We start from the raw sequence: 21,362 nt of genomic DNA on the forward strand, positions 1-21,362 counted from the left end.
AGATTTTAAAAGTTTTTAATTTAACTTTTCTGACTTTAACCATATTAGGGTATTATGATCTGAATACCGGTAAACATCTTTCCACCAGTTTGCACCGCCGCGGCAGGAGGTATACAGTAATTTGTTTTTTTGATTTAAGGTTACGTCACACAAACCAGCGCAACTGGCTTTAGGATGATCAGGATCAGTCAGGGCCTCAAACCTTTTCGATGAAGGATGGTACAGATAAATACTGAATATTCTGTACACACCCATTCCTGAATCGGGAATGGAAAATGCCACATCATCATAGCCATCAAAATTATAATCGGCTATAGTACCCATGCGAAGCGGATCTGGTTGATCAAAGTCGGGCAGCTGCTTAAGTTTTGAACTGCCATCTGGATAGCTAAAAAGCAACGGCTTATTTGTGCTATGACTGAATGAGATCAATGTGCCATGAAGCAGGTATTTATCCAGTGTGGTAGTAATATTCCTATTTGTAGCTGTCTCAAGCTTAAAAATTTTGTTATCCTTATTACGCTTATACCATGCCTTTGATGAACTTCCAGCCTCCATACTCAATCCATAGCTGCCGGTCGCCTTCCCATCAATTACCTCGTCCCAAACGTAAACTACTTTTGATACGTCACCTTTTGCCACTCTGCTTTTTAACTTCAAAGGTATAAAACCATGTTGGCCAAGGTATTGCACAAAAGCCCCTTTGCCATCGGCGCCGGGGTAAATAGAGAGCTGAAAAGCTTTATGGATCCCGGTAGACCGGAGTACGATAGGCTGTGCACCGGCAAAGGAAAATAGCATTGAAAATAGGATTATGATCGTGAATTTCTTGGACATACTTTTCAGTTTGAGTTACCACTTGTGAACATAAATAATGGCTCCGCCGTAAATATCGTAAAGTTTGCCAGTACTTATCTACAGCGCATTTAAGAATTCTATATATAATTTTACACTTTTTTCTATGCTTTCTTTCGATGAATTATATTCAATTCCATAGTAAGCAAATATCGGGCGATAGTCTGCCCTGACATATTCGAAACTAAGTTCAAATGGCCGCGTAAGTTCTGTTAAAGGGTATCTATATTTTCCTGTGTTGCTCAACTCCTCTTCATCAACCCCTAATGATATAGCAAGCGTAACCTTCTTTCCTGATATTGGGTAGCCACTCTTACTTCCATATGCCCATCCATGGGTTAATACCTCATCAAGCCATTTCTTCAGGAACCACGGACTGTTAAACCAATAATAGGGAAACTGAAAAACGATTTTATCATATTGCTCAATGAGCTTTTGTTCAGCCAGAACATCTATCTTTCCATTCGGATAAGCCTCGTGAAGCTGGTGAACAACGTATCGATCAGGAAATTTATTGAGCTCCTGAATCCACCTTTTATTAACCAGTGAATTTTCGATATCTGGATGGGTAACAATGACTAGTGTTTGCATTTTTTCAAAATTATTTTATACAAAAGTACTGTCCCTTACCGAGCTTTTGTATATTAACAGCCCGTTGTAATGTACTATATAAAATGTAAGTAATGACAGATATTAAAACAGCATCGACCAATTTTGCTAATAAACAGGCGCTTGCAGAGGAATGTCCGGAAGCTTACGCTTCGAATATACTAGGTGGACAGTGGACGTTGGTGATATGTTCGTGGCTATTGGAAGGAAAACTGAGATTTAGTGAATTGAAAAAGCGTTTGCCCAATATCACTGAACGAATGTTAAGTCTGCAATTACGCAAGCTGGAAGATAACAAAATGATTAGCCGGACAGTCTATCCGGAAGTTCCCCCAAGAGTAGAATATGAACTGACGACGATCGGATATGAATTAAAGCCTATCATTAAAGCGCTGGAGGATTGGGGAAGCCGGCACAAGGCCACGATGGAGGAGGCTTAGATACAAGTAGCCTTAAAGTTAAATTTTTCTGAAACGAAAGGTAAGCAAGCGCAAGCTTGATTGCTGAAGCAGTGACTTGTGGAAAACAGGCAGGCATGTTGGTACTTGGGACGGGAGGAAAAATTTTCCTTTGGCCTATAGTACATTGTTTAATGCTAAGGGATATTAGTAGTGATGACCATTAATTGATACCATATTAAATGAAACACTTATTTTTATTCTTTGCGCTGCTTACAGCAAGCCAGTTTACTAAGGCCCAGGTTCAAATACCGCTAATCCCAAAACCGGTTGAAGCCGTTCAGCTGGGTTCAACATTTATTCTTGATCAGCACACGCAGATTTTCGGCGATGAAAATACGACTGATATAGCCCACTATCTTCAAGCAGAGTTATTGAAATATAGTGCCGTAAGTTTGCGTACAGGTAATCAGGAAAGCGCAAATCATATCCATTTGAAGCTTACGCCCAAAGTGAAACAACCCGCTGAGGCTTATCAGCTTTCGGTTTTGGAAAATAAGATCGAAATTGAGGCATCATACCCTCAGGGTTTGTTTGCAGGTGTTTCTTCCCTGCTCCAACTCATCCGCCAACAAGATGTCGTTAAAGGTCGCATCAGCCTTTCAGGCTGGCAAATAAAAGATCAGCCCCGTTACGCCTGGCGTGGAATCATGCTGGATGAATCCCGTCATTTTTTCGGTAAGGAAAAAGTAAAGCAGCTATTAGACTGGATGGCTTTTTATAAGCTGAACAAGTTTCACTGGCATTTGACTGATCAACCAGGCTGGCGGATTGAAATTAAAGCTTATCCGAAGTTAACCCTGGTGGGTGGAATTGGCAATCACACAGACTCTTTGGCCAAGGCTCAGTATTACACACAGGAAGAAATAAAAGAAATAGTCAGGTATGCTGCTGAACGTTATATTGACATAATCCCGGAAATTGATATGCCTGGTCATGCCACAGCTGCCAACAGGGCTTATCCGGCATTCAGTGGCGGTGGCTCACCCAAATATCCGGAGTTTACTTTTAATCCGGGTAAAGAGGAAACATATGCGTACCTGTCAAGTATTCTGAAGGAAGTCGATGTGCTTTTCCCATCACAGATGATTCATATAGGTGCGGATGAAGTTCATTTTGGTAACGCACACTGGAATAAGGATGAGGCTGTGCAGCAACTGATAAAAAAGCAGAATTTTAAAGACCTGCCAGAGGTTGAAGCTTATTTTGTTAAAAGAATGGCAGATAGTATCAAAAATATGAACAATGAAGTATTGGCATGGGATGAGATTGTTAGTGGAAGGTTAAGTACTGATAAAACCACTGTTTTCTGGTGGAGGCATGACAAACCGGAGGTTTTAAAACAGGCCCTGCAAAAAGGGTTTAAGGTTGTACTTTGCCCACGTTTGCCACTATACTTCGATTTTGTTCAGGATTCATCTCAAGTGCTGGGCCGTAAATGGTCGGGCAGTTTTGTTCCGGTACAAAATGTTTATAATTTTCCGGGAGCGGCCGTAACAGATTTGCCAAATGCCGGTAATTTAATACGGGGAATGCAAGCCAATTTATGGACAGAAGCTTTTGTAGAAAACCAACAACTGGATTATATGCTTTTTCCACGTATGGCGGCACTCGCCGAAGCAGCGTGGACAAATCCAGCTGGCAAAAACTACGAAGGATTCAGCGATCGATTAAAAAAACACTTCAGGTTATACAGTCTAGACGGACTTTACTTTTTTAATCCCTTTAGACCTAAAACTTCACCCGAATGGCTTACTCCCCTACAGCGAAAAGGGCTTGTTCCAAATAATGAAGCTCAAACAAAGCAGGAAAAAGGAGGTTAATAAAGCGCGGTTAATCGTGGTTTTTAATGAGTTCAAAGCTGATTTCTGAAAGGCTTTCCAGACTTAACGCATTAACAGTGGCGCCGATACTGGCAAGTTTTATGAATTTCAGGTTAGTCGGTTTGTTGTCCTGATGGTAAATGATCGAGATCCGGCCATCAGGCAGATAGGAGACATCGCCAATAACATGCTGCTTTTCAACCAGACTCTTAACAGGAAGTTTGGTGCTTAGCAGGGCATACTTTTCACGGTGGTCGATGTCCTTCATTTTAAGCGTCATAGGCAATCTGGTGATAAATGCTCTGGTGGTAGCATTTTCAGTCAGTACAGCCTCTACGCTACGGCCTCCGCTGCTGATTTTTAGTTTTTTACCACTTATATTTTGCTGGCGGCTGGCGATAGGTCCCTTATCGTTTTCGCCCTGGATCAATATTGCAGGAATACCAATCAATAAAACAAGAATAAGAATAGCAATTAAATTGAGTCTCTTCATCATAAAATACCGTACGGTTCTTATTGCTTTCATATTTATACAGGAAATTGAAATGGTTTTTATCCTCCTGGTTAGGAAAGGGCTCGTTTTCCAAATGTCGGGATTATTTAACTGTGATTTGGCTCGAATTCAAAACTTATTGTTGTAATGTTGCCGATCAGGAATATGGTTAGCAGGAGCCTTGCAATATATCCTTATTATTGAAACCATTTTTGGGGCACGGCGTTGTAGCTTGTGTTGATTAATACCATATCATGAAGATACTGTTCAGATACCTGATTCCCTACAAATGGCTGATTGTTGCATCGCTGGCACTGGCTGCAGCATCGCAACTTCTGAGTTTACTTGATCCCGTTATTTTTGGGAAAATTATTGATGATTACTCAACAAATAAACTTGGCCTGAGCCAAAAGGAGCTGATATCAGCAGTAGTTTACTGGTTAGTAATCGCACTGGTGATTGCACTGGTTGCCAGGTTATGTAAATCGGTTCAGGAGTTTATTACTCGCAAGGCAGTGGCCAGCTTTGGAATGAGCATATTCAACGATGGCTTAAAGCAGACGCTTCGGCTTACCTTTCAGGAGTTTGAAGAAAACAGGAGCGGAACGACATTATCTGTATTACAAAAGGTTAAAACTGATGCAGAAAGGTTTATCAATGCTTTCATTAATATTCTGTTTTCATCGCTCGTTGGTATTGCTTTCCTTTTGTGGTATAGCATTAATAAAAACTGGTTGCTGGTTCCGGTTTTTTTTATTGGGGTACTGGTTCTGGGTTCACTAACAGGACTGGTTTCGAAAAGAATAAAGTTTATTCAACGCTCCATTAATCGTCAGGCCGATAAGCAGGCCGGTATTATCACAGAAAGCCTGCGAAACATCGAGCTGGTGAAAAGCCTTGGTTTAACTTTTGCAGAAATCAGACGGCTGAATGAACAAACTAAAAAGATATTTGATCTGGAAATGCTGAAGGCAAAAAAGGTGAGTAGTTTGTCTTTTCTTCAGGGTGGACTATTGATTTTATTAAAGCAATCTGTACTATTTATATTGTTGTGGTTAATATTCCGGAACATTCTCAGTACAGGTGAACTTATTGCCATGCAGTTTATTTCTACGGCTATATTTACGCCGCTACAGGATCTGGGTAATATGATCATTCTGTACCGGGAAGCCGATGCTTCGCTGAATACTTTTGATATGCTGATGCGAAAATCTATAGAGACGCGTCCTGAAAACTCAGTTGAAGTGGCAGACCTTGAAACACTGGCGTTCAAAAACGTGGTCTTTCGTCATAAAACAGCATCTTACAATGCCATCGACGATTTATCCTTCAGCATCAGTAATGGGCAAACGGCTGCCTTTGTTGGTCCCTCGGGATCTGGTAAATCAACGTTAGTGAAATTATTGGTTGGACTTTATTTGCCTATGGAAGGTGAAATTTCTTTCAATGGCATTACTTCCAGCCAGGTTCGCTACAATCCCCTTCGCCGGCAAATCGGATTTGTTACTCAGGAAACTCAGCTTTATGCCGGCTCAATCAAAGATAATATGCGCTTTGTAAACCCTGCAGCAACCGACCAGGAGATACAGGATGCCTTAAATAAAGCTTCTGCAACTGGTTTAATTGCCAAAGCAACCAACGGTATAGACACTGTGCTCGGAGAAAATGGCATGAAACTGTCGGGAGGAGAGAAACAGCGTATTTCCATCGCCAGGGCACTACTGAGAAAACCAAGGCTGTTGATTTTCGACGAGGCCACATCAGCGCTCGATTCTATTACTGAAGAAGAAATTTCAAAAACCATTCGGGAAATATCTGACAAGAGGGAACAAATGACGATTTTGATTGCACACAGGCTTTCTACCATTATGCATGCAGACACCATCTATGTATTGGAAAAGGGAAAGGTTTCTGAAGTCGGTTCACATGATTCGCTGCTTGATCAGAAGGGATTATATTATTCCATGTGGAGGCAACAAATCGGGGAACGCAGATAAGTAGTTTAAAACTATAGTTAATGTAACTTTTGATTAACGTTGCGCTGTTGTACCTTTGCGCGGAAATGATGAAAGTAATTTAGGTGTCTTAATCGACTGTAGATGCTGATCGATTCAAACTTTATGCGCCCCAGTGGGTTGATTAAAAACCGGATCTTATTTACATCCACCATTTGATCCCAGTGATCCATCAATATAAAATAAAATGAAAAAAGTTGTTATCATAGGAGGAGGTTTTGCAGGACTTAACCTGGCGAAAAAACTCTCCAAATCACCTGAACACCAGGTTACGCTGGTTGATCAGCATAATTACCATTTCTTTCCGCCACTGCTTTATCAGGTAGCCACTGCATTTATAGAGCCATCCAATATCAGCTATCCATTCCGGAAATTATTTCAGGAGAAAGGAATACGTTTTTTTATGGGCAAACTGGAGTCAATTGCGGTTGAAGAGCGCAGGATTACAACAAACAATGGTGTGCTGGACTACGATGTACTGGTACTTGCCATGGGAGCGGAAACTAATTTTTTTGGAAACGAAGAAATCAGCCAGAATGCACTCCCAATGAAAAGCATAGAAGATGCCGTAGAAATGAGGAATCATATTTTGCTACAGTTTGAAAAAGCCGTGCGTGCGGAGCATGTGGACGATAAAAGAAGGCTTTCTAATATAGTTATTGCCGGCGGAGGACCTACAGGTGTTGAACTGGCAGGTATGATGGCCGAAATGGGAAGAAATGTACTCGCAAAAGACTACCCGGAAGCAGGCTTTAAAATGGGTAAAATATACCTGGTAGATGGTTTAAAAACTTTGCTCGCACCCATGAGTGAAAAAAGTCAGAATGAGGCAATTAAAGTTTTGAAAAATTTAGGTGTTGAGATATTGCTGGATAAACTGGTGAAGGGATATGATGGGACCAAAGTGAGTTTGTCTGACGGTACGGATATAGATGCGGCAACGCTAATATGGGCATCGGGGGTTATTGCAAGGTCAGTAGAAGGAATCCCAAAAGAGTCGGTTGGAAAAGGCAGGAGAATTCTGGTGAACGCCAATAATCAGGTTAACGGATTAAAAGGGGTTTATGCCATTGGTGACCAGTGTCTCCAGCTTACCGATCCGAAATTTCCTGATGGGCACCCTCAACTGGCGCAAGTTGCCATTCAGCAGGGAGATTTATTAGGAGAGAACCTAATGCATGAAGTACAGGGGAAGCCTTTGAAATCTTTTGCTTATAATGATAAAGGCTCGATGGCGATTATTGCTAAATTCAAAGCTGTGGTAGATTTACCTAAAGGTTTTTTCAAAGGATTTTTTGCCTGGTTAGTGTGGTTGTTTATCCATATCATTCCAATAGCCGGATTTAGAAACAAAGCGAAACTGGCTTTTAACTGGTTATGGAGCTTTATTACCAACGATCCGACATTAAGGCTGATTATCAGACCAGATAAGAAAGATTAAAGTTTCTATTCGGTTTTACTGTAAAAATGGGCGCTTTGATGATTTCGAAGTGGTGTGTCTGTGGTGTAATAAAAATTTTACAATTTCTGTTTGATAATTGCGAAATCTTTCTAATTTCGTAACAGAACTAATAATTAATTATCCTACAAACTCACGCAGCAGATATCTGTCAGAGGTATTGTTGCATCCATTTTTTTATGCATAAAGCGAAATCATTCCTGTCAAGTCTGGTGTACAACAAGTTTTTCTGGCAATTTTTTCTGGCAATATTCATGTTGGGCATGGCCGTCTTCTTCATCAGGTCTCAACATGTAGAGGTTGTTCAAATCACCAGACAACTGGATACAGCAGTCCCGGCCTATATGGTTTTGGGTATGCTGCTAACAGGAGTTTACATCATAGCACAAGGGCAAATGTATGTTTACAGTTTTAAAGCACTAGATGTAGACATTTCCCTGGTCAACTCCATCAAACTTTTCTTAAAACGGAACCTGATCAGCATTTTTCTTCCTGCCGGTGGGTTTTCATCTCTCATATTTTTTACCAGGGAAATAGAGGAAAAAGGCATTTCGAAATCAAAAATTCACCTCTCTTCTACACTTTTTGCATTTTGCGGTATTTTATCGGTGGTACTGGTTGCCATTCCGGTTCTGGGAGTTGCGTTATTGTCGACCAAGCTTGGGCAGACAGAAATACTCAGCTTCTTGTTTCTGCTGGTATTAACCGCATTTCTATTTATCACGATTTATTCCATATCACAGAAAACCTGGGCATACCGTTACATTTCAAAATTAAGACCATCACTATCCACTGTGTTTGATGACATGATTGAAGAACAAATCAGTCGCAAGCACTTTTGGCTCACCCTGCTTGTATCCATTGCAATTGAATTTATCGGTATACTGCACCTGTATATCTGCATGCTAGCCCTGGGTTTCGAGGCCAGTATTCCGGCGGCAATTGTGGGGTATATTGTAATGGTAATCCTACTTATAGCTTCTCCCTTTTTACGGGGATTAGGAACCATCGAAGTTTCTCTGACCTTTATTCTCGGACAATTTGGTTTTCCACTCATTGCTGCTGCAACGATTACCCTAATGTTCAGGTTTTTTGAATTCTGGCTTCCACTAATCGGGGGGATTATTAGCTTCATTATGAAAAAGGATAGCATTGTTCTTCGTTTATTGCCTGCGTTTATTATACTTATCCTCGGGGTAGTTAATATTATTTCGTCCATTACGCCATCCATCCCGACCCGTTTACGTCTGGTAAAGAATATTATACCGGAAGATTTGATTGTGACCAGCAATGCTTTGGTATTGATTTTCGGTCTAATACTGGTTATGCTCAGTATTTTCCTGTTACAGGGATCGAAAAGAGCATGGTATGTAGCTTTGGCGCTGACCTTGTTTTCGATTCTCGGACATTTACTAAAAGCAGCAGACTATGAGGAGGCGCTACTGGCTTTGGTTGCCGGAGCATCATTATTTTATACCCGCGAGAATTACCAGCTGAAGCCGCATCCAAGGTTTGTTAAAATTTCCTATGCTGTATTTATTTACGCCATTGTTGCCGTATTTGCCTACGGAGTTGTCGGTTTTTACTTTATGGAGAAACGGCATTTCGGCGTAGAGTTTAAATTTACAGATTCTATAGTTGCCGTATTGAAAGTGATTTTCTTTATTGACGACCGTGCATTGCATCCCCTTACTACTTTCGGCGTTCATTTCGAAGAATCTATTTATGGCGCAAGTGGGTTGGTTATGCTGTTTATTATCTTCAGTTTACTTAAGCCGTACTTTTCCAAACCATACAACACTGCTGAGGATTTTACAGAAGCGGATGCTTTATTGAAGGACAATGGTATTTCCGCACTCGACTATTTTAAAACATACCCTGACAAGTTTGTGTATTTCAACGAAGCCAGAACTGCATTCATCAGTTTTAAGATCACGCGCCACTTTGCGCTTGTTCTAGAAGATCCTGTGGCCGGATCGGTTGAGGAGAAGCTCGCCATGATCCAAAAGTTTGAGGAGCGTTGCCGCGATACTGGTTTTATTGCCGCTTATTACCGGGTGCCTGAAGAATCACTTGACATGTATAAATCGCTTGGTAAAAAATCAATCCCGATTGGGGAAGAGGCTGTTTTGGATCTGACTAAATTTACCATTGATGGCGGAAAAATGAAGACCACCAGAAGTGCGATTAACAGGCTAAGCGGAGAGGGTTATGTGTTTAAGGTATATAAAGGACAGCAGAAGGAGGGGTTATTACAAAAGCTTCAAACTGTTTCTGATAACTGGCTTAGGGATTTAAATCAAAAAGAGGTAGCATTTACGCAGGGTGTATTTGATAAAACAATCTTAAAAAATCAAACGATCTTAACTATAGAAGATCAGGAAGAAAAAGTATATGCATTTTTGAATCTGGTGCCGGATTATGCTCCGGGAGAAGCAACTTATGATTTAATCCGTAAAGAGACAGATGCTCCAAATGGCGTGTTAGATATGTTGCTGGCTAAAACATTTTTATTTTTGAAAGAAGAAGGTTATCAATATGTGAATATGGGCTTAGCGCCTTTATCAGGTATTGATGGTGAAGACCTTACCCAGAAGACCATTAAATATGCTTATGAGAATCTCAAAGCCTTTGCCCAGTTTAAGGGCTTAAGAAAATATAAAGAGAAATTCTTCCCTGAATGGAAAAAGAAATACCTTATTTACGGACACCATTACCATCTGCTTCAGGTGCCAAACGCGCTGAAAAGAATCTCTGAAGGAAGCTAGATCAAAGGGCTGTTTGAATGGTAGCAACTACTTTTTTAATGTCATTATCAAATTTGTGCGATCCGGGTATTTGTGTTTTGGTGATGTTTTTCTTTTCCGGGATTAATTTATAGAGATCACTTTCTTCATTTTTGCCGAAAATAAATAATAACGGGCTATTGATTTTACTAATTTCAGGAACCAGTTTATATTTGGCTTCCTTATTGCCAAAACCCATCATATCCGTAAGTTTAATCACCAGATCGGTAGAGGTTGAAGGCGAAAGCAGGATCGTGGCTTTCAGCTTCACCTGCAAGTCTTTTGATAAGCGATGGCTCAAAAACAAAGCTGCATCTGCACCAAAAGAATAACCAATAATCGCAAATTCATCCTTATCCCATACTTTCAGGTAATATTCTATCGCCGCACTTAAATCCTGTGTCAGCTTTTCAGGAGATTTTTGCTCCCAGAAATACTTTCTGCTGTCGATGCTTACCACGGCGTAATTTTTATCATTTAATGAAGTGGTTAAACTCTCGGAAAAGCTATTCATGCCACCATCGCCGCTTAGATAAAAGATGACCTGTTTTGCCGTTGATTTTGCTTTAGCCGTTAGAGGTAATTTTGATATATCTTGCGACTTAAGGTTTGTTGCAGTTAGCATTAAAAAGGTGATAAGTGATAACTTGTACTTCATTGCGGCGATTTTTGATTGAGAACTGAGATGATTTTATCATATTCTGACTCCTTATAATGATGATCGCCTGAAAGGCTGCCAATTACAAAGTTCTTCTGAGCAATAGTTTTCAGGGCCTTTTCATTTTCGTCGATGCCATAAAAGCAAAATACGGGTATTTTTAATTTCTTCACCTCCAGGTCGACTTTATAAGGGTAGTTATCGCTGGAAATATTTGCCAGATCACCAAAGTGAACCATAAAGTCGGTAGTTGAAAAGGGGGAGAGCATTTCCAGTGCCATGACATGTCTTTTTGCACGAAAGGGAAGTTGATTGTAAATAAACGGCAATACGTCGGCACCAAAAGAATAGCCTAACAGGTAAATCTGATCAGTTTTATATCTTAAGGCATATTTCCGGATCAACTGGACCAGGTCGTGTGCAGTTTGTTCGGGCGTTTTCTGATCCCAGAAATAATCACGGGAATTTATCCCGATGGTAAAAAAGTTATTTTCAGCAAATTTTACAGACAGATCATCTTCAAATTTGATCCAGCCACCGTCGCCCGAAAGAAAAATAAGCAGCTTTCTGGTCTGCGGTTTTTTAGCAGGATATAAAAATATAGGAAGGTTGAATTCTCTGCTTTCAATTGCATTGTGTTCGTGTACCCTGGCACGTTTGAACAAGGCACAGCCGCTCAAACTTATGATTCCAGTGACCAGTAGTAATAACCCCGCTGTTTTCATTTTAAAGGAATGTAAAACCCAGCATAAACGATAACCCATGTGGATTAATATCTAAATCATTGGTACTCATTTTATAACCTTTAAAGCCTACGGCTAAAAACGTATTTAACCCAGGAGTAATGCTGTACTTGGCACCAAATCCTGTGTAAACATAAAATCCCTGTTCTTTAACTTTAGACTTGATATCAGGCGTGGCATCTTCGGCGATATCATATTTGTTAAATGATATCCCCAGTGAAGATTCTCCATAAGGTTTGATTTTATGGCTTGTTTTAAAGTTGTATTTCAGGTTCCCGTAAACAGGTAAAAACTTAAGTTTGTACAGTACATAGCCGTTATCGTGATGGAGTGGTGTGGTAGCATACTCGAATCCAAAACCAGGTTCCAAGCCATTTGCAAGCAGATAATTTGTTTTTAAAGAAGGAGCATAAAACAGGTTGCCATGTGTTGATCTTAACAATTCAAAGGCGGGTGATATGGAAAATTTACGAGTACCGTTCGCTTCTTTCTGGGCATAAGTAACCATAGGAGCATAGATTAATAACAGGTAAATGAGTGTTCTTTTTAGCTTCATGAAGGGATAGTTTAGTTTGTTTTTTCACTCGCTGGAATCGAATCTTAAGCGTAATGTTATCATAGTTTGTGTAACAAATATATTATAAATAAGAATTTCCGCAAATAGCGGTTATTTTTTTTCGCTAACATGAAATTGTTATATAGTAAACTTCAGAGTAAGCCTTAATGACGGTTCAGGGAGGTAAAGCTTCTATGCAGAAAGCCAACTTCATTATAACTTCATAATTCTGTAGTTATTTCGTATTAGAAAATTAAGAAATGGAGCATGGTTTATTGAATATACCTGGTCATTAGCAAAAAAAGGTATTTTAAATCGGCTTACCGTCTCATAATCAGTAAAATAATCAGATAAACTATCAGACAAACGATGAAAAGAGTTTTCATTTCCCTTAGCCTGTTTACGATGCTTTACGTAACAGGTTGTTCTCAAAAGAAAGAAGAAAAAGCAGAAGAAGTTACTTACACCGCAACATCGCCGCTCACAATCGACACCTCTTTTACCAAAGAGTATGTGTCACAGATTAAGTCCGTGCGTAATATCGAGGTGAGGGCTTTCGAAAAAGGTTACCTGCAAAATATTTATGTTGATGAAGGTCAACATGTAAAAGCAGGGCAGGTTTTATTTAAAATTATGCCTAAAATGGCACAGGCTGAGTTATTGAAAGCGCAGGCTGAAACCAAGGCGGCAGAAATTGAATTGGAAAACACCAAACTGCTTACCGACAAAAATGTAGTTTCTAAAAATGAACTGGCTATGGCGAAAGCTAAATTACAGCAGGCTAACGCTGAAGCGAGTCTGGCCAGATTCCACCTGACCAATACAGAAATCAAGGCGCCATTTGATGGAACCATCGATCGTCTCCCGATTAAGATAGGCAGTCTGGTTGATGATGGCGCATTGCTTACGAGCCTGTCTGATAATAGTCAGGTGTTTGCATATTTCAATGTTTCAGAACCAGAATACCTTAACTACCAATCATCTAAAAATAAGGGCCAGCAGGAAGTCAGCCTGCTCATGGCTAACAACGAATTACTGAAATCAAAAGGTAAAGTGGAGGTAATTGAAAGCGAATTTGATAATGAAACCGGAAATATCGCATTCAGGGCACGCTTCAATAATTCGGATAATCTGCTGAGAAATGGTGAAACGGGTAAAATTCAAATGGTTGTTCCTTTGAAAAAGGCGCTAATCATCCCTCAAAAAGCCACTTACGAATTGCAGGATAAGACCTATGTGTTTGTAATTGACCATAACAATACCGTTAAATCGAGAGAGATTACCATTGGGGGTGAGCTTCCGGATATTTATATCGTGTCGGGAGGCCTATCATCAGGCGATAAAATCCTTTTGGAAGGTGTACAGAAAGTGAAGGATGACGATAAAATCAAGTTCAAATTTGTATCCCCTAAAGAAGTGATAAGCCAATTGACATTAAAAGCCGAATAGTTTAATCTAAAGAGATTTATCATGTTTAGTAAATTTATTAAGAGACCCGTTCTCTCTATAGTAATATCCCTTGTCATTGTGTTTTTGGGTATTCTTGCCTTAACAGGTTTGCCGATTACACAATTTCCCTCCATCTCTCCGCCAAAAGTTAATATCACGGCAGAATATCCGGGAGCAAACAACGAACTATTAATTAAGTCGGTTGTGATTCCGCTGGAACGTGCATTAAATGGTGTACCAGGGATGAAATATATTGCTTCCGACGCAGGTAACGACGGCGAGGCATCCATTCAGGTTATCTTCAACCTCGGAACCGACCCGAACCAGGCTACGCTTAATGTGCAGAACAGGGTAGCCGCAGTGACCAACAAATTACCACCTTTGGTTATCCGTGAGGGGATCAAAATCAGCCGTGAAGAATCGAGCATGTTAATGTATATCAACTTGTATAGCAAGGATAAAAACATGAACGAAAACTTCCTTTATAATTATGCCGATATTAACCTTTTGCCTGAGCTTAAACGCGTTGACGGGGTTGGTTTTGCTGATATTTTGGGTAACAGGGAGTATGCCATGCGCGTTTGGCTGAAGCCTGACAGAATGCTCGCCTATAAAATCTCGGCTGATGAGGTAATGGAAGCTTTGAATAATCAGAGTTTGGAAGCATCGCCGGGTAAAACAGGTGAAAGTTCCGGAAAGCGTTCAGAATCGTTTGAATATGTATTAAAATATTCAGGCCGTTTTACCACGAAAGAAGGATACGAAAACATCGTGTTGCGGGCCAATCCGGATGGGCAGTTGCTCCGCTTGAAAGATGTAGCCAATATTGAATTTGGAAGCTCGATGTACGATTTGTATTCACACCTGAATGGCCGCCCCTCAGCAGCAATTGTTTTAAAGCAATCTTATGGAAGTAATGCACAGGAGGTAATTGATAATATTAAGGCCAAAATGAAAGAGATCAAAAGTGCATCTTTTCCAAAAGGTATGGATTATGAAATCAGTTACGACGTTTCTAAATTTCTCGATGCATCAATTGAAAAGGTTATCCACACGCTGGTTGAAGCATTTATTCTGGTAGGATTGGTTGTATTCATCTTTCTTGGCGACTGGCGTTCAACATTGATTCCGGCTATCGCTGTTCCCGTATCACTGATTGGTACGTTCATGTTTATGCAATTTTTTGGGATCACGATCAACCTGATCACGCTGTTTGCACTTGTACTCGCTATTGGAATTGTGGTTGATGATGCCATTGTAGTAATAGAGGCGGTGCATGCAAAGATGGAAAAAGACCGGCATTTATCGGTACTTAAAGCGACCCAGCAGGCCATCAGTGAGATTGGAGGTGCCATTATTGCAATCACTTTCTTAATGGCATCAGTGTTTATACCTGTTGCATTTATGGCTGGTCCTGTCGGTATATTTTACCGCCAGTTCTCTATCACCATGGCTACAGCCATCATCTTGTCAGGTATTGTAGCACTTACCTTAACACCGGCATTATGTGCAATCATGTTGAAGAAACACGATCCGCACCATACCAAAAAGAAAACTATTGTTGATAAAGGCCTGGATGCCTTTAATAACTGGTTCTTTAAACTTACCGGCCGCTACCAGAAAATTCTCGACAAGGTAGTTACGCGCAGACTGGTAACCTTTGGAGTACTTGCGGCTTTCTGTGCCGGAACCTATTTCCTGAGCAGTACCGTTCCATCAGGTTTCATACCGAACGAAGATCAGGGAATGATTTATGCCGTAATTCAAACCCCTCCGGGATCTACGTTGGAGCGTACCAATCAGATTTCTGAGCGTTTGGAAGAAATATCTGAACATATTGAAGGTGTTAGATCCGTTTCAGCGCTTGCAGGTTATGAGGTACTTACGGAAGGTACAGGTGCCAACTCAGGTACTTGTTTAATTAACCTTGATGACTGGAAAGACCGTAAACAAACTGCCCAGCAGATTATCGAAGAACTTGAAGAAAAGGCCAAGGATATTCCCGGGGCGACCATCGAGTTCTTTCAGCCACCCGCAGTTCCTGGTTATGGTGCAGCAGGAGGTTTTGAGCTTCGTCTTTTAGATAAAGCGGGAAATAACGACTATGCAAAAATGGAGCAGGTGAGTAAGGATTTTGTAAAGGAGTTAAATAAACAAAAAGAACTACAGTCTGTATTTACCTTTTACAGTGCCAGTTTCCCACAGTATATGCTTGATATTGATAATGATAAGGCACAGCAAAAAGGGGTAACACCTGATAACGCGCTCAATACCTTATCTACATTGATTGGTAGTAACTACGAAACCAACTTCATCAAGTTTGGTCGTCAATATAAGGTTATTGTACAGGCTTTACCTCAATACCGTGCTTTGCCAGAGGATATCATGAAACTTTATGTTAAAAATGATAAAGACCAAATGGTTCCTTACTCGGCCTTCATGAGAATGAGAAAAGTGTACGGACTTTCGGAAATTACCCGTCACAACATGTATAATGCGGCTGAGATCAGTGGATCTGCCGCACCTGGATACAGTAGTGCCGAAGCGATTAATACCATTAAAGCCGTTGCAGAAAAAACACTTCCAAGAGGTTATGGGATTGATTGGGCTGGTATCTCTAAAGATCAGGTATCAAGAGGAAATGAAGCGATTTACATCTTCTTAATTTGTTTAGGTTTTGTTTATCTGGTTCTTTCAGCACAATATGAAAGCTTTATTCTGCCTTTGGCTGTAATCATATCATTACCTGCCGGTATTTTCGGGGCTTTCTTCTTCCTGAAGTTATTCGGACTGGAAAATAACATTTATGCACAGGTATCAATGGTGATGCTCATTGGTTTACTGGGGAAAAACGCGGTACTGATTGTAGAGTTTGCAGCTTTGAAACATGCTGAAGGCAAAACTATTCTGGCGGCAGCCATGGAAGGGGCAATTGTAAGGTTCAGGCCAATCCTGATGACTTCATTTGCCTTTATTGCCGGATTGATTCCATTGGTATTTGCTACAGGACCGGGTGCCATTGGTAACCGCACTATTGGTTCGGCTGCGGCAGGCGGGATGTTGTTCGGTACCATTTTCGGTGTAGTGCTGATCCCCGGACTTTACTATGTGTTTGGTACCATTGCCGACAAACGTAAGTTGATCAAAATTGAAGAAGAACATCCTTTAACCGAAGACTTATAATATCATGTTAAATAAAAATATATATAAAATCGTTGGTTTAGGCTTTATATGCGCTGCTTACAGTGCATGTAAAGTGCCTGATTTCGCTCAACGTACAGAAAATAAAAATGTACCGGGAAGTTTCAATACTTCAGTTGATACATTGAGCAGTGGTAAAGTACAATGGCGTCAGTTTTTTACTGATCCATATCTGGTAAGTCTGATTGACACAGCTTTAAAAAATAATCAGGAGCTGAACGTTACTTTGCAGGAGATTGAAATCTCCAGGAATGAAATCAAGGCCAGAAAAGGCGAGCTTTTACCCACAGTTGGTTATAGAGTTGGAGCAGGTTTAGATAAAGTTGGCCGCTATACCAGCAGTGGTGCTGGTGATGCATCAACCGATATTACACCTGGAAAAGAAGTTCCTGAGGTTTTACCGGACTACGCTTTTGGTTTGGAAGCAAACTGGGAAGCTGATATCTGGCACAAGTTGCGCAATGCAAAAAAGGCATCTCTAACCCGTTATTTAGCTACCGTAGAGGGCAGAAATTTTGTAATTACTAACCTGGTTGCTGAAATTGCAAATACTTATTACGAGTTGCTTGCACAGGATAACCAGCTGGAAATTGTAAAACAAAATATTGCTTTACAAAGTAATGCGCTAGAACTGATGAAAGTACAAAAGCAGGCCATGCGGGTTACTGAACTGGCAGTTCGTAAATTTGAGGCAGAAGTAATGAGTTCCAGAAGTCTTGAGTTTGATATTCAGCAACAGATTACAGAATCTGAGAATAAAATTAATTTTCTGCTCGGTCGCTACCCACAACCAATTTCCAGAGATCATTCGGGCTTTACTGATTTAGTTCCGCCAACGGTTCAGGCAGGTATTCCTTCGCAATTGCTGGCGAACCGTCCTGATATAAAACAGGCAGAGTATGATCTGGCGGCTGCAAAATTAGATGTTAAAGTGGCTAAAGCTCAGTTTTATCCTTCATTGGGTATTTCAGCTACCTTGGGCTATCAGGCATTTAATCCTTCATATTTATTGAGAACACCTGAATCTTTAGCTTATTCATTGGCAGGAGAACTGGCTGGTCCGATTATAAACAAAAATGCAATTAAAGCAGAGTACCTGACGGCAAATTCTAAGCAGTTGCAGGCGGTATTCAATTACGAAAAATCCATTCTCAATGGGTATATTGAGGTGGCCAACCAACTGTCGAATATCAACAATCTGCAAAAAAGCTATGATTTAAAGTCAAAGCAGGTAGTGGCGCTAACACAGTCAATTGATATTGTGAACGATTTATTCAAGGCAACGCGGGCAGATTATTTCGAAGTACTGATGACCCAGCGGGATGCTTTACAATCAAAACTAGAACTAATTGAAACCAAAAAACAACAGCTTAATGCGGTGGTGAATATTTACCATGCCTTAGGTGGCGGCTGGAATTAATATATTTTTTGTAGATCCCGTAAAGACAGCCCTGAAAAGCTGTCTTTTTTGTGTCTTATGGTTTCGTTATATTTGCTTTTGTTTCTTTTTTTTAAGCTTTTCTTTAAACAAAATTTTGAAATGGGACGTAATAGATTAAATTTGCAATACTAACTGAGTATTTTTTATGAGCGATAATCTTAATCCGGAACCAGATCAACAGGAAAAGAGGATTGACAATGACCATAATAAATTTAACGAACCTTATCATCCTAAATCAAAGCATAAGTTTGAGGGCTGGCCGATTTTATGGATACTGATCGTAATTTTTCTGATCGCAGCGGTGATCTGGTATACGGGTTCGGCAGGAAATTTACTAAGGTGGATAGACCGCTAAAGCGGTACCAGGTGGCTTTAAGCGATGGCTGAATGATTATTTGAAAGGTGAGAGGTTAATCCAGATATTATAAGATTAGAACTTTTCGTCATCACTTGGAATCTGCTCCGCAGAGAAGTAGCAATAAAGCATTAGTGAAAATGATACTACGTAAAAAGCTGCGGTAACTAATAGGAATGTGCTCATAAATTTAATTTTTTTGGTTGTTTGTTTGGTTAATTGGGATTGCGCTAGTGTAGGTTTGGTTAGTAAGTTTTCTCTCTCTGGTTTCTTATCATAAATATAATATTTCGTTAACGTTTTAATAACCTTAAGTTATAGCTATTTTTTAATCATAACGAAACTTTGTGAAATTAATTATTAACATTTCGAAAACGAATTGTGGATAACTCGTTCCCTTACTTTCGGTCATTCTGTTGCGGAAATAGACTATGGTGCTTGATAAAAAAAATATTTATATTTAACATAACCAACTTACTAAATAAACTTTATTATGAAAATTGTAACTATTGTAGTCCGCGTGCTACTTGGCGCGTTGTTTCTATGGGGCGGAATTGCCTTTTTTTTCCATATAGGCCCCAAGGAAATGCCTAAAATGTCAGCTGATCAAACCACTTTTATGTCTGGTTTAAGTGTATCTTACTTGTTTACTTTTGTAAAAGCAACCGAGCTTTTAGCTGGCTTGCTGCTGCTGATCAACAGAACGGCTGCTTTAGGGGCAATTGTTGCCTTTCCCATTACATTGAATATATTCTTATATAATGTGATTTTAGCACCAGAACAAATGATAATGGGAATAGTGATTCTGTTATTTAACCTTTATCTGTTCTACGCTTACCGTGAAAAATATTTACCGATGGTATCAAAGTAATTTTTTCTTTCTTAAAACTTTCTAATACTTTTTGCCTTTATTTAGAGTTTCGATATAAAAGTCAAATTGCTATATTTAAAAACTAACTAGAAAATAAAAAATTATGAGAAAGCTTCCATTTTTAATGCTACTTTTCGTAGCGGTGTCTTTTACGGCAATGGCACAAAATAAAGACGCCATCGTTGGTAAGTGGTTAAATCCAACCGGAGAAGGACAAATTGAAATTTATAAAAAAGGGGATAAGTATTTTGGTAAACTGGCCTGGATGAAAGAACCTAATTTGAATGGTAAGCCGAAACTGGATGCTAAAAACCCTGAGGCAAGTTTACAAAAAAGACCTTTGCTCAATTTAGAAATTCTTAAGAATTTCGTATTTGAAGATGGTAAATGGACAGATGGGACGATATATGACCCGAAAAGTGGAAAAAACTATAGTTGCAATATGACCTTGAAGGGTGCCGATGTTTTAAATGTGAGAGGCTATGTAGGGATTTCACTATTAGGACGCTCGGAAACATTCAGGCGGGTTAAATAAGTTAATATGAAAAAAGTAATTTGGTGCCTTTTAATGGCACCTTTTTTTTGCGCTGCGCAATCGTATTCATTCAAGCCACTGAATGAAAATACAAAAACAAGTTTGCGCGGATTGTCAGTCGTCTCTGATCAGGTATCATGGGTAAGCGGAAGCAATGGTTCAATTGGTAAAACCCTGGATGGTGGAAAAACGTGGGAATGGTTGAGGCCGAAGGGTTACGAAAAACTTGATTTTCGCGACATTGAAGCATTCGACAATCAAAACGCCATAGTTGTGAATGCGGGATCGCCTGCCTATATTCTTAAAACAACAGATGGGGGAGCTAGCTGGACAACACATTATAAAAATCTCGATTCTGCCATATTTCTGGATGGTTTTAGTTTTTGGGATAAAAATAAAGGGATTGCCTTTGGTGATCCAATCCTGGATCAGCTACAACTGCTTGGCACATCGGATGGGGGAGCTAGCTGGCAGGATATATCTTCGAACCTTAAAACTGCTATGAACAAAGGGGAGGCAGCCTTTGCCGCTAGTGGAACCACTATTAAAGCGCTGCCTGGGGGCAAAGTATGGATTTCAACAGGAGGGACGGTCTCTAATATTTATTTTTCTGCTAACTATGGCAAAACCTGGGCGGTTTATAAATGTCCGATATGGCAGGGAGAGAGTACTACAGGTCCGTTTTCGATCGACTTTTTCAACGATAAAAAAGGCGTTGTGGTTGGCGGAAACTATGTAAAGGATAAGGAAAATCCAAATAACATCCTGCTAACGGCAGATGGAGGGAAAACCTGGCAGAAACCACTAACGCCCATAGCCGGATTCAGATCTGCGGTGGCCTATATTAATGCCAATACTCTTGTGGCAACAGGCACTTCCGGAACAGATATGTCAACAGATGGCGGTCAAACCTGGAAACACATTTCCGATAAAAGTTTTAATGCGGTGCAGAAGGCGAAGAAAGGTAAACAGATCATTTTGGCTGGTGAAAAAGGTTCGGTGTATCAGCTGGTTATCAATTAAAAAAAATAAGCCTGTAACAGTATTGACGCTTC

At 40.1% G+C, this 21,362-nt stretch carries 18 protein-coding genes; 12 read left to right on the plus strand and 6 right to left on the minus strand.

Translation table 11 applies throughout. From position 1 onward, the window contains the following. Positions 1-15: 15 nt before the first annotated feature. Both AC570I_RS14125 and AC570I_RS14130 read right to left on the minus strand, forming a co-directional pair. Complete coding sequence (locus tag AC570I_RS14125) at positions 16-837, minus strand: XAC2610-related protein (protein ID WP_497405930.1); 822 nt, start codon at positions 835-837, stop codon at positions 16-18. 78 nt (positions 838-915) lie between these two features. After that, the gene (locus tag AC570I_RS14130) at positions 916-1,446 is read right to left on the minus strand and encodes an NAD(P)H-dependent oxidoreductase (RefSeq protein ID WP_497405931.1); all 531 of its coding nucleotides are present in this window, start codon (positions 1,444-1,446) and stop codon (positions 916-918) included. Between the two features lie 92 nt (positions 1,447-1,538). Between AC570I_RS14130 and AC570I_RS14135 the strand changes: the two genes are divergently transcribed. Together AC570I_RS14135 and AC570I_RS14140 are read left to right on the plus strand one after the other, a co-directional pair. Continuing rightward, on the plus strand, positions 1,539-1,904 hold the full coding sequence (locus AC570I_RS14135) for a winged helix-turn-helix transcriptional regulator (protein ID WP_047799276.1): 366 nt from the start codon (positions 1,539-1,541) through the stop codon (positions 1,902-1,904). Positions 1,905-2,104: 200 nt separating this feature from the next. Continuing rightward, positions 2,105-3,745, plus strand: coding sequence for a beta-N-acetylhexosaminidase (locus AC570I_RS14140; RefSeq protein ID WP_497405932.1), 1,641 nt, complete (start codon positions 2,105-2,107; stop codon positions 3,743-3,745). Positions 3,746-3,755: 10 nt separating this feature from the next. Here the strand turns inward: AC570I_RS14140 and AC570I_RS14145 are convergent, their stop codons facing one another. Further along, positions 3,756-4,241 carry a cyclophilin-like fold protein gene (locus tag AC570I_RS14145; RefSeq protein WP_497405933.1) on the minus strand — a complete coding sequence of 162 codons (486 nt, stop codon included), beginning with the start codon at positions 4,239-4,241 and terminating at the stop codon, positions 3,756-3,758. 251 nt (positions 4,242-4,492) lie between these two features. Between AC570I_RS14145 and AC570I_RS14150 the strand changes: the two genes are divergently transcribed. The 3 genes from AC570I_RS14150 (at position 4,493) to AC570I_RS14160 (ending at position 10,480) form a co-directional block, all read left to right on the plus strand. Continuing rightward, complete coding sequence (locus tag AC570I_RS14150) at positions 4,493-6,235, plus strand: ABC transporter ATP-binding protein (protein ID WP_497405934.1); 1,743 nt, start codon at positions 4,493-4,495, stop codon at positions 6,233-6,235. A gap of 205 nt (positions 6,236-6,440) precedes the next feature. Continuing rightward, positions 6,441-7,694 carry an NAD(P)/FAD-dependent oxidoreductase gene (locus AC570I_RS14155; protein ID WP_497405935.1) on the plus strand — a complete coding sequence of 418 codons (1,254 nt, stop codon included), beginning with the start codon at positions 6,441-6,443 and terminating at the stop codon, positions 7,692-7,694. 197 nt (positions 7,695-7,891) lie between these two features. Continuing rightward, positions 7,892-10,480: a phosphatidylglycerol lysyltransferase domain-containing protein gene (locus tag AC570I_RS14160; RefSeq protein WP_497405936.1), complete on the plus strand. Its 2,589-nt coding sequence runs from the start codon at positions 7,892-7,894 to the stop codon at positions 10,478-10,480. 1 nt (position 10,481) lies between these two features. Here AC570I_RS14160 and AC570I_RS14165 read toward each other — a convergent pair whose 3' ends face one another. Genes AC570I_RS14165 through AC570I_RS14175 form a run of 3 tightly spaced genes read right to left on the minus strand, consistent with a single transcriptional unit; the run spans position 10,482 to position 12,455 of the window. Then, positions 10,482-11,156: an AcvB/VirJ family lysyl-phosphatidylglycerol hydrolase gene (locus AC570I_RS14165; RefSeq protein ID WP_497405937.1), complete on the minus strand. Its 675-nt coding sequence runs from the start codon at positions 11,154-11,156 to the stop codon at positions 10,482-10,484. Next, positions 11,153-11,881: an AcvB/VirJ family lysyl-phosphatidylglycerol hydrolase gene (locus tag AC570I_RS14170; protein ID WP_497405938.1), complete on the minus strand. Its 729-nt coding sequence runs from the start codon at positions 11,879-11,881 to the stop codon at positions 11,153-11,155. Before AC570I_RS14170 ends, AC570I_RS14165 begins: the two co-directional genes overlap by 4 nt. Position 11,882: 1 nt before the next feature. Continuing rightward, positions 11,883-12,455, minus strand: coding sequence for an outer membrane beta-barrel protein (locus AC570I_RS14175; protein WP_497405939.1), 573 nt, complete (start codon positions 12,453-12,455; stop codon positions 11,883-11,885). Between the two features lie 369 nt (positions 12,456-12,824). Between AC570I_RS14175 and AC570I_RS14180 the strand changes: the two genes are divergently transcribed. The 7 genes from AC570I_RS14180 (at position 12,825) to AC570I_RS14210 (ending at position 21,330) form a co-directional block, all read left to right on the plus strand. Then, complete coding sequence (locus AC570I_RS14180) at positions 12,825-13,904, plus strand: efflux RND transporter periplasmic adaptor subunit (protein WP_316800750.1); 1,080 nt, start codon at positions 12,825-12,827, stop codon at positions 13,902-13,904. A gap of 21 nt (positions 13,905-13,925) precedes the next feature. Then, positions 13,926-17,087, plus strand: a complete 3,162-nt coding sequence (locus tag AC570I_RS14185) for an efflux RND transporter permease subunit (protein WP_497405940.1) — start codon at positions 13,926-13,928, stop codon at positions 17,085-17,087. A 4-nt stretch (positions 17,088-17,091) separates the two neighbouring features. Continuing rightward, entirely contained in the window at positions 17,092-18,525 is a 1,434-nt protein-coding gene (locus AC570I_RS14190; protein ID WP_497405941.1) for a TolC family protein, read from the plus strand. A gap of 166 nt (positions 18,526-18,691) precedes the next feature. After that, the gene (locus tag AC570I_RS14195; protein ID WP_497405942.1) at positions 18,692-18,901 is read left to right on the plus strand and encodes a hypothetical protein; all 210 of its coding nucleotides are present in this window, start codon (positions 18,692-18,694) and stop codon (positions 18,899-18,901) included. 493 nt (positions 18,902-19,394) lie between these two features. Continuing rightward, a complete protein-coding gene (locus AC570I_RS14200) occupies positions 19,395-19,772 on the plus strand; it encodes a DoxX family protein (RefSeq protein ID WP_497405943.1) in 378 nt (125 codons plus the stop codon). A 103-nt stretch (positions 19,773-19,875) separates the two neighbouring features. Further along, complete coding sequence (locus AC570I_RS14205; RefSeq protein ID WP_047799262.1) at positions 19,876-20,307, plus strand: DUF2147 domain-containing protein; 432 nt, start codon at positions 19,876-19,878, stop codon at positions 20,305-20,307. Between the two features lie 6 nt (positions 20,308-20,313). After that, on the plus strand, positions 20,314-21,330 hold the full coding sequence (locus AC570I_RS14210; protein ID WP_497405944.1) for a WD40/YVTN/BNR-like repeat-containing protein: 1,017 nt from the start codon (positions 20,314-20,316) through the stop codon (positions 21,328-21,330). Positions 21,331-21,362: the final 32 nt, after the last annotated feature.

It is taken from the genome of Pedobacter sp. A2324 (assembly GCF_059693705.1).

Excerpts from the sequence above, each read along its gene's own strand:
- AC570I_RS14170 (WP_497405938.1), bottom strand. The coding sequence starts at position 11,881 with ATGAAAACAGCGGGGTTATTACTACTGGTCACTGGAATCATAAGTTTG.
- AC570I_RS14150 (WP_497405934.1), top strand. The coding sequence starts at position 4,493 with ATGAAGATACTGTTCAGATACCTGATTCCCTACAAATGGCTGATTGTT.
- AC570I_RS14185 (WP_497405940.1), top strand. The coding sequence starts at position 13,926 with ATGTTTAGTAAATTTATTAAGAGACCCGTTCTCTCTATAGTAATATCC.
- AC570I_RS14190 (WP_497405941.1), top strand. The coding sequence starts at position 17,092 with ATGTTAAATAAAAATATATATAAAATCGTTGGTTTAGGCTTTATATGC.
- AC570I_RS14135 (WP_047799276.1), top strand. The coding sequence starts at position 1,539 with ATGACAGATATTAAAACAGCATCGACCAATTTTGCTAATAAACAGGCG.
- AC570I_RS14125 (WP_497405930.1), bottom strand. The coding sequence starts at position 837 with ATGTCCAAGAAATTCACGATCATAATCCTATTTTCAATGCTATTTTCC.
- AC570I_RS14195 (WP_497405942.1), top strand. The coding sequence starts at position 18,692 with ATGAGCGATAATCTTAATCCGGAACCAGATCAACAGGAAAAGAGGATT.
- AC570I_RS14200 (WP_497405943.1), top strand. The coding sequence starts at position 19,395 with ATGAAAATTGTAACTATTGTAGTCCGCGTGCTACTTGGCGCGTTGTTT.
- AC570I_RS14165 (WP_497405937.1), bottom strand. The coding sequence starts at position 11,156 with ATGAAGTACAAGTTATCACTTATCACCTTTTTAATGCTAACTGCAACA.
- AC570I_RS14175 (WP_497405939.1), bottom strand. The coding sequence starts at position 12,455 with ATGAAGCTAAAAAGAACACTCATTTACCTGTTATTAATCTATGCTCCT.
- AC570I_RS14180 (WP_316800750.1), top strand. The coding sequence starts at position 12,825 with ATGAAAAGAGTTTTCATTTCCCTTAGCCTGTTTACGATGCTTTACGTA.
- AC570I_RS14155 (WP_497405935.1), top strand. The coding sequence starts at position 6,441 with ATGAAAAAAGTTGTTATCATAGGAGGAGGTTTTGCAGGACTTAACCTG.
- AC570I_RS14205 (WP_047799262.1), top strand. The coding sequence starts at position 19,876 with ATGAGAAAGCTTCCATTTTTAATGCTACTTTTCGTAGCGGTGTCTTTT.
- AC570I_RS14160 (WP_497405936.1), top strand. The coding sequence starts at position 7,892 with ATGCATAAAGCGAAATCATTCCTGTCAAGTCTGGTGTACAACAAGTTT.
- AC570I_RS14210 (WP_497405944.1), top strand. The coding sequence starts at position 20,314 with ATGAAAAAAGTAATTTGGTGCCTTTTAATGGCACCTTTTTTTTGCGCT.
- AC570I_RS14130 (WP_497405931.1), bottom strand. The coding sequence starts at position 1,446 with ATGCAAACACTAGTCATTGTTACCCATCCAGATATCGAAAATTCACTG.
- AC570I_RS14140 (WP_497405932.1), top strand. The coding sequence starts at position 2,105 with ATGAAACACTTATTTTTATTCTTTGCGCTGCTTACAGCAAGCCAGTTT.
- AC570I_RS14145 (WP_497405933.1), bottom strand. The coding sequence starts at position 4,241 with ATGATGAAGAGACTCAATTTAATTGCTATTCTTATTCTTGTTTTATTG.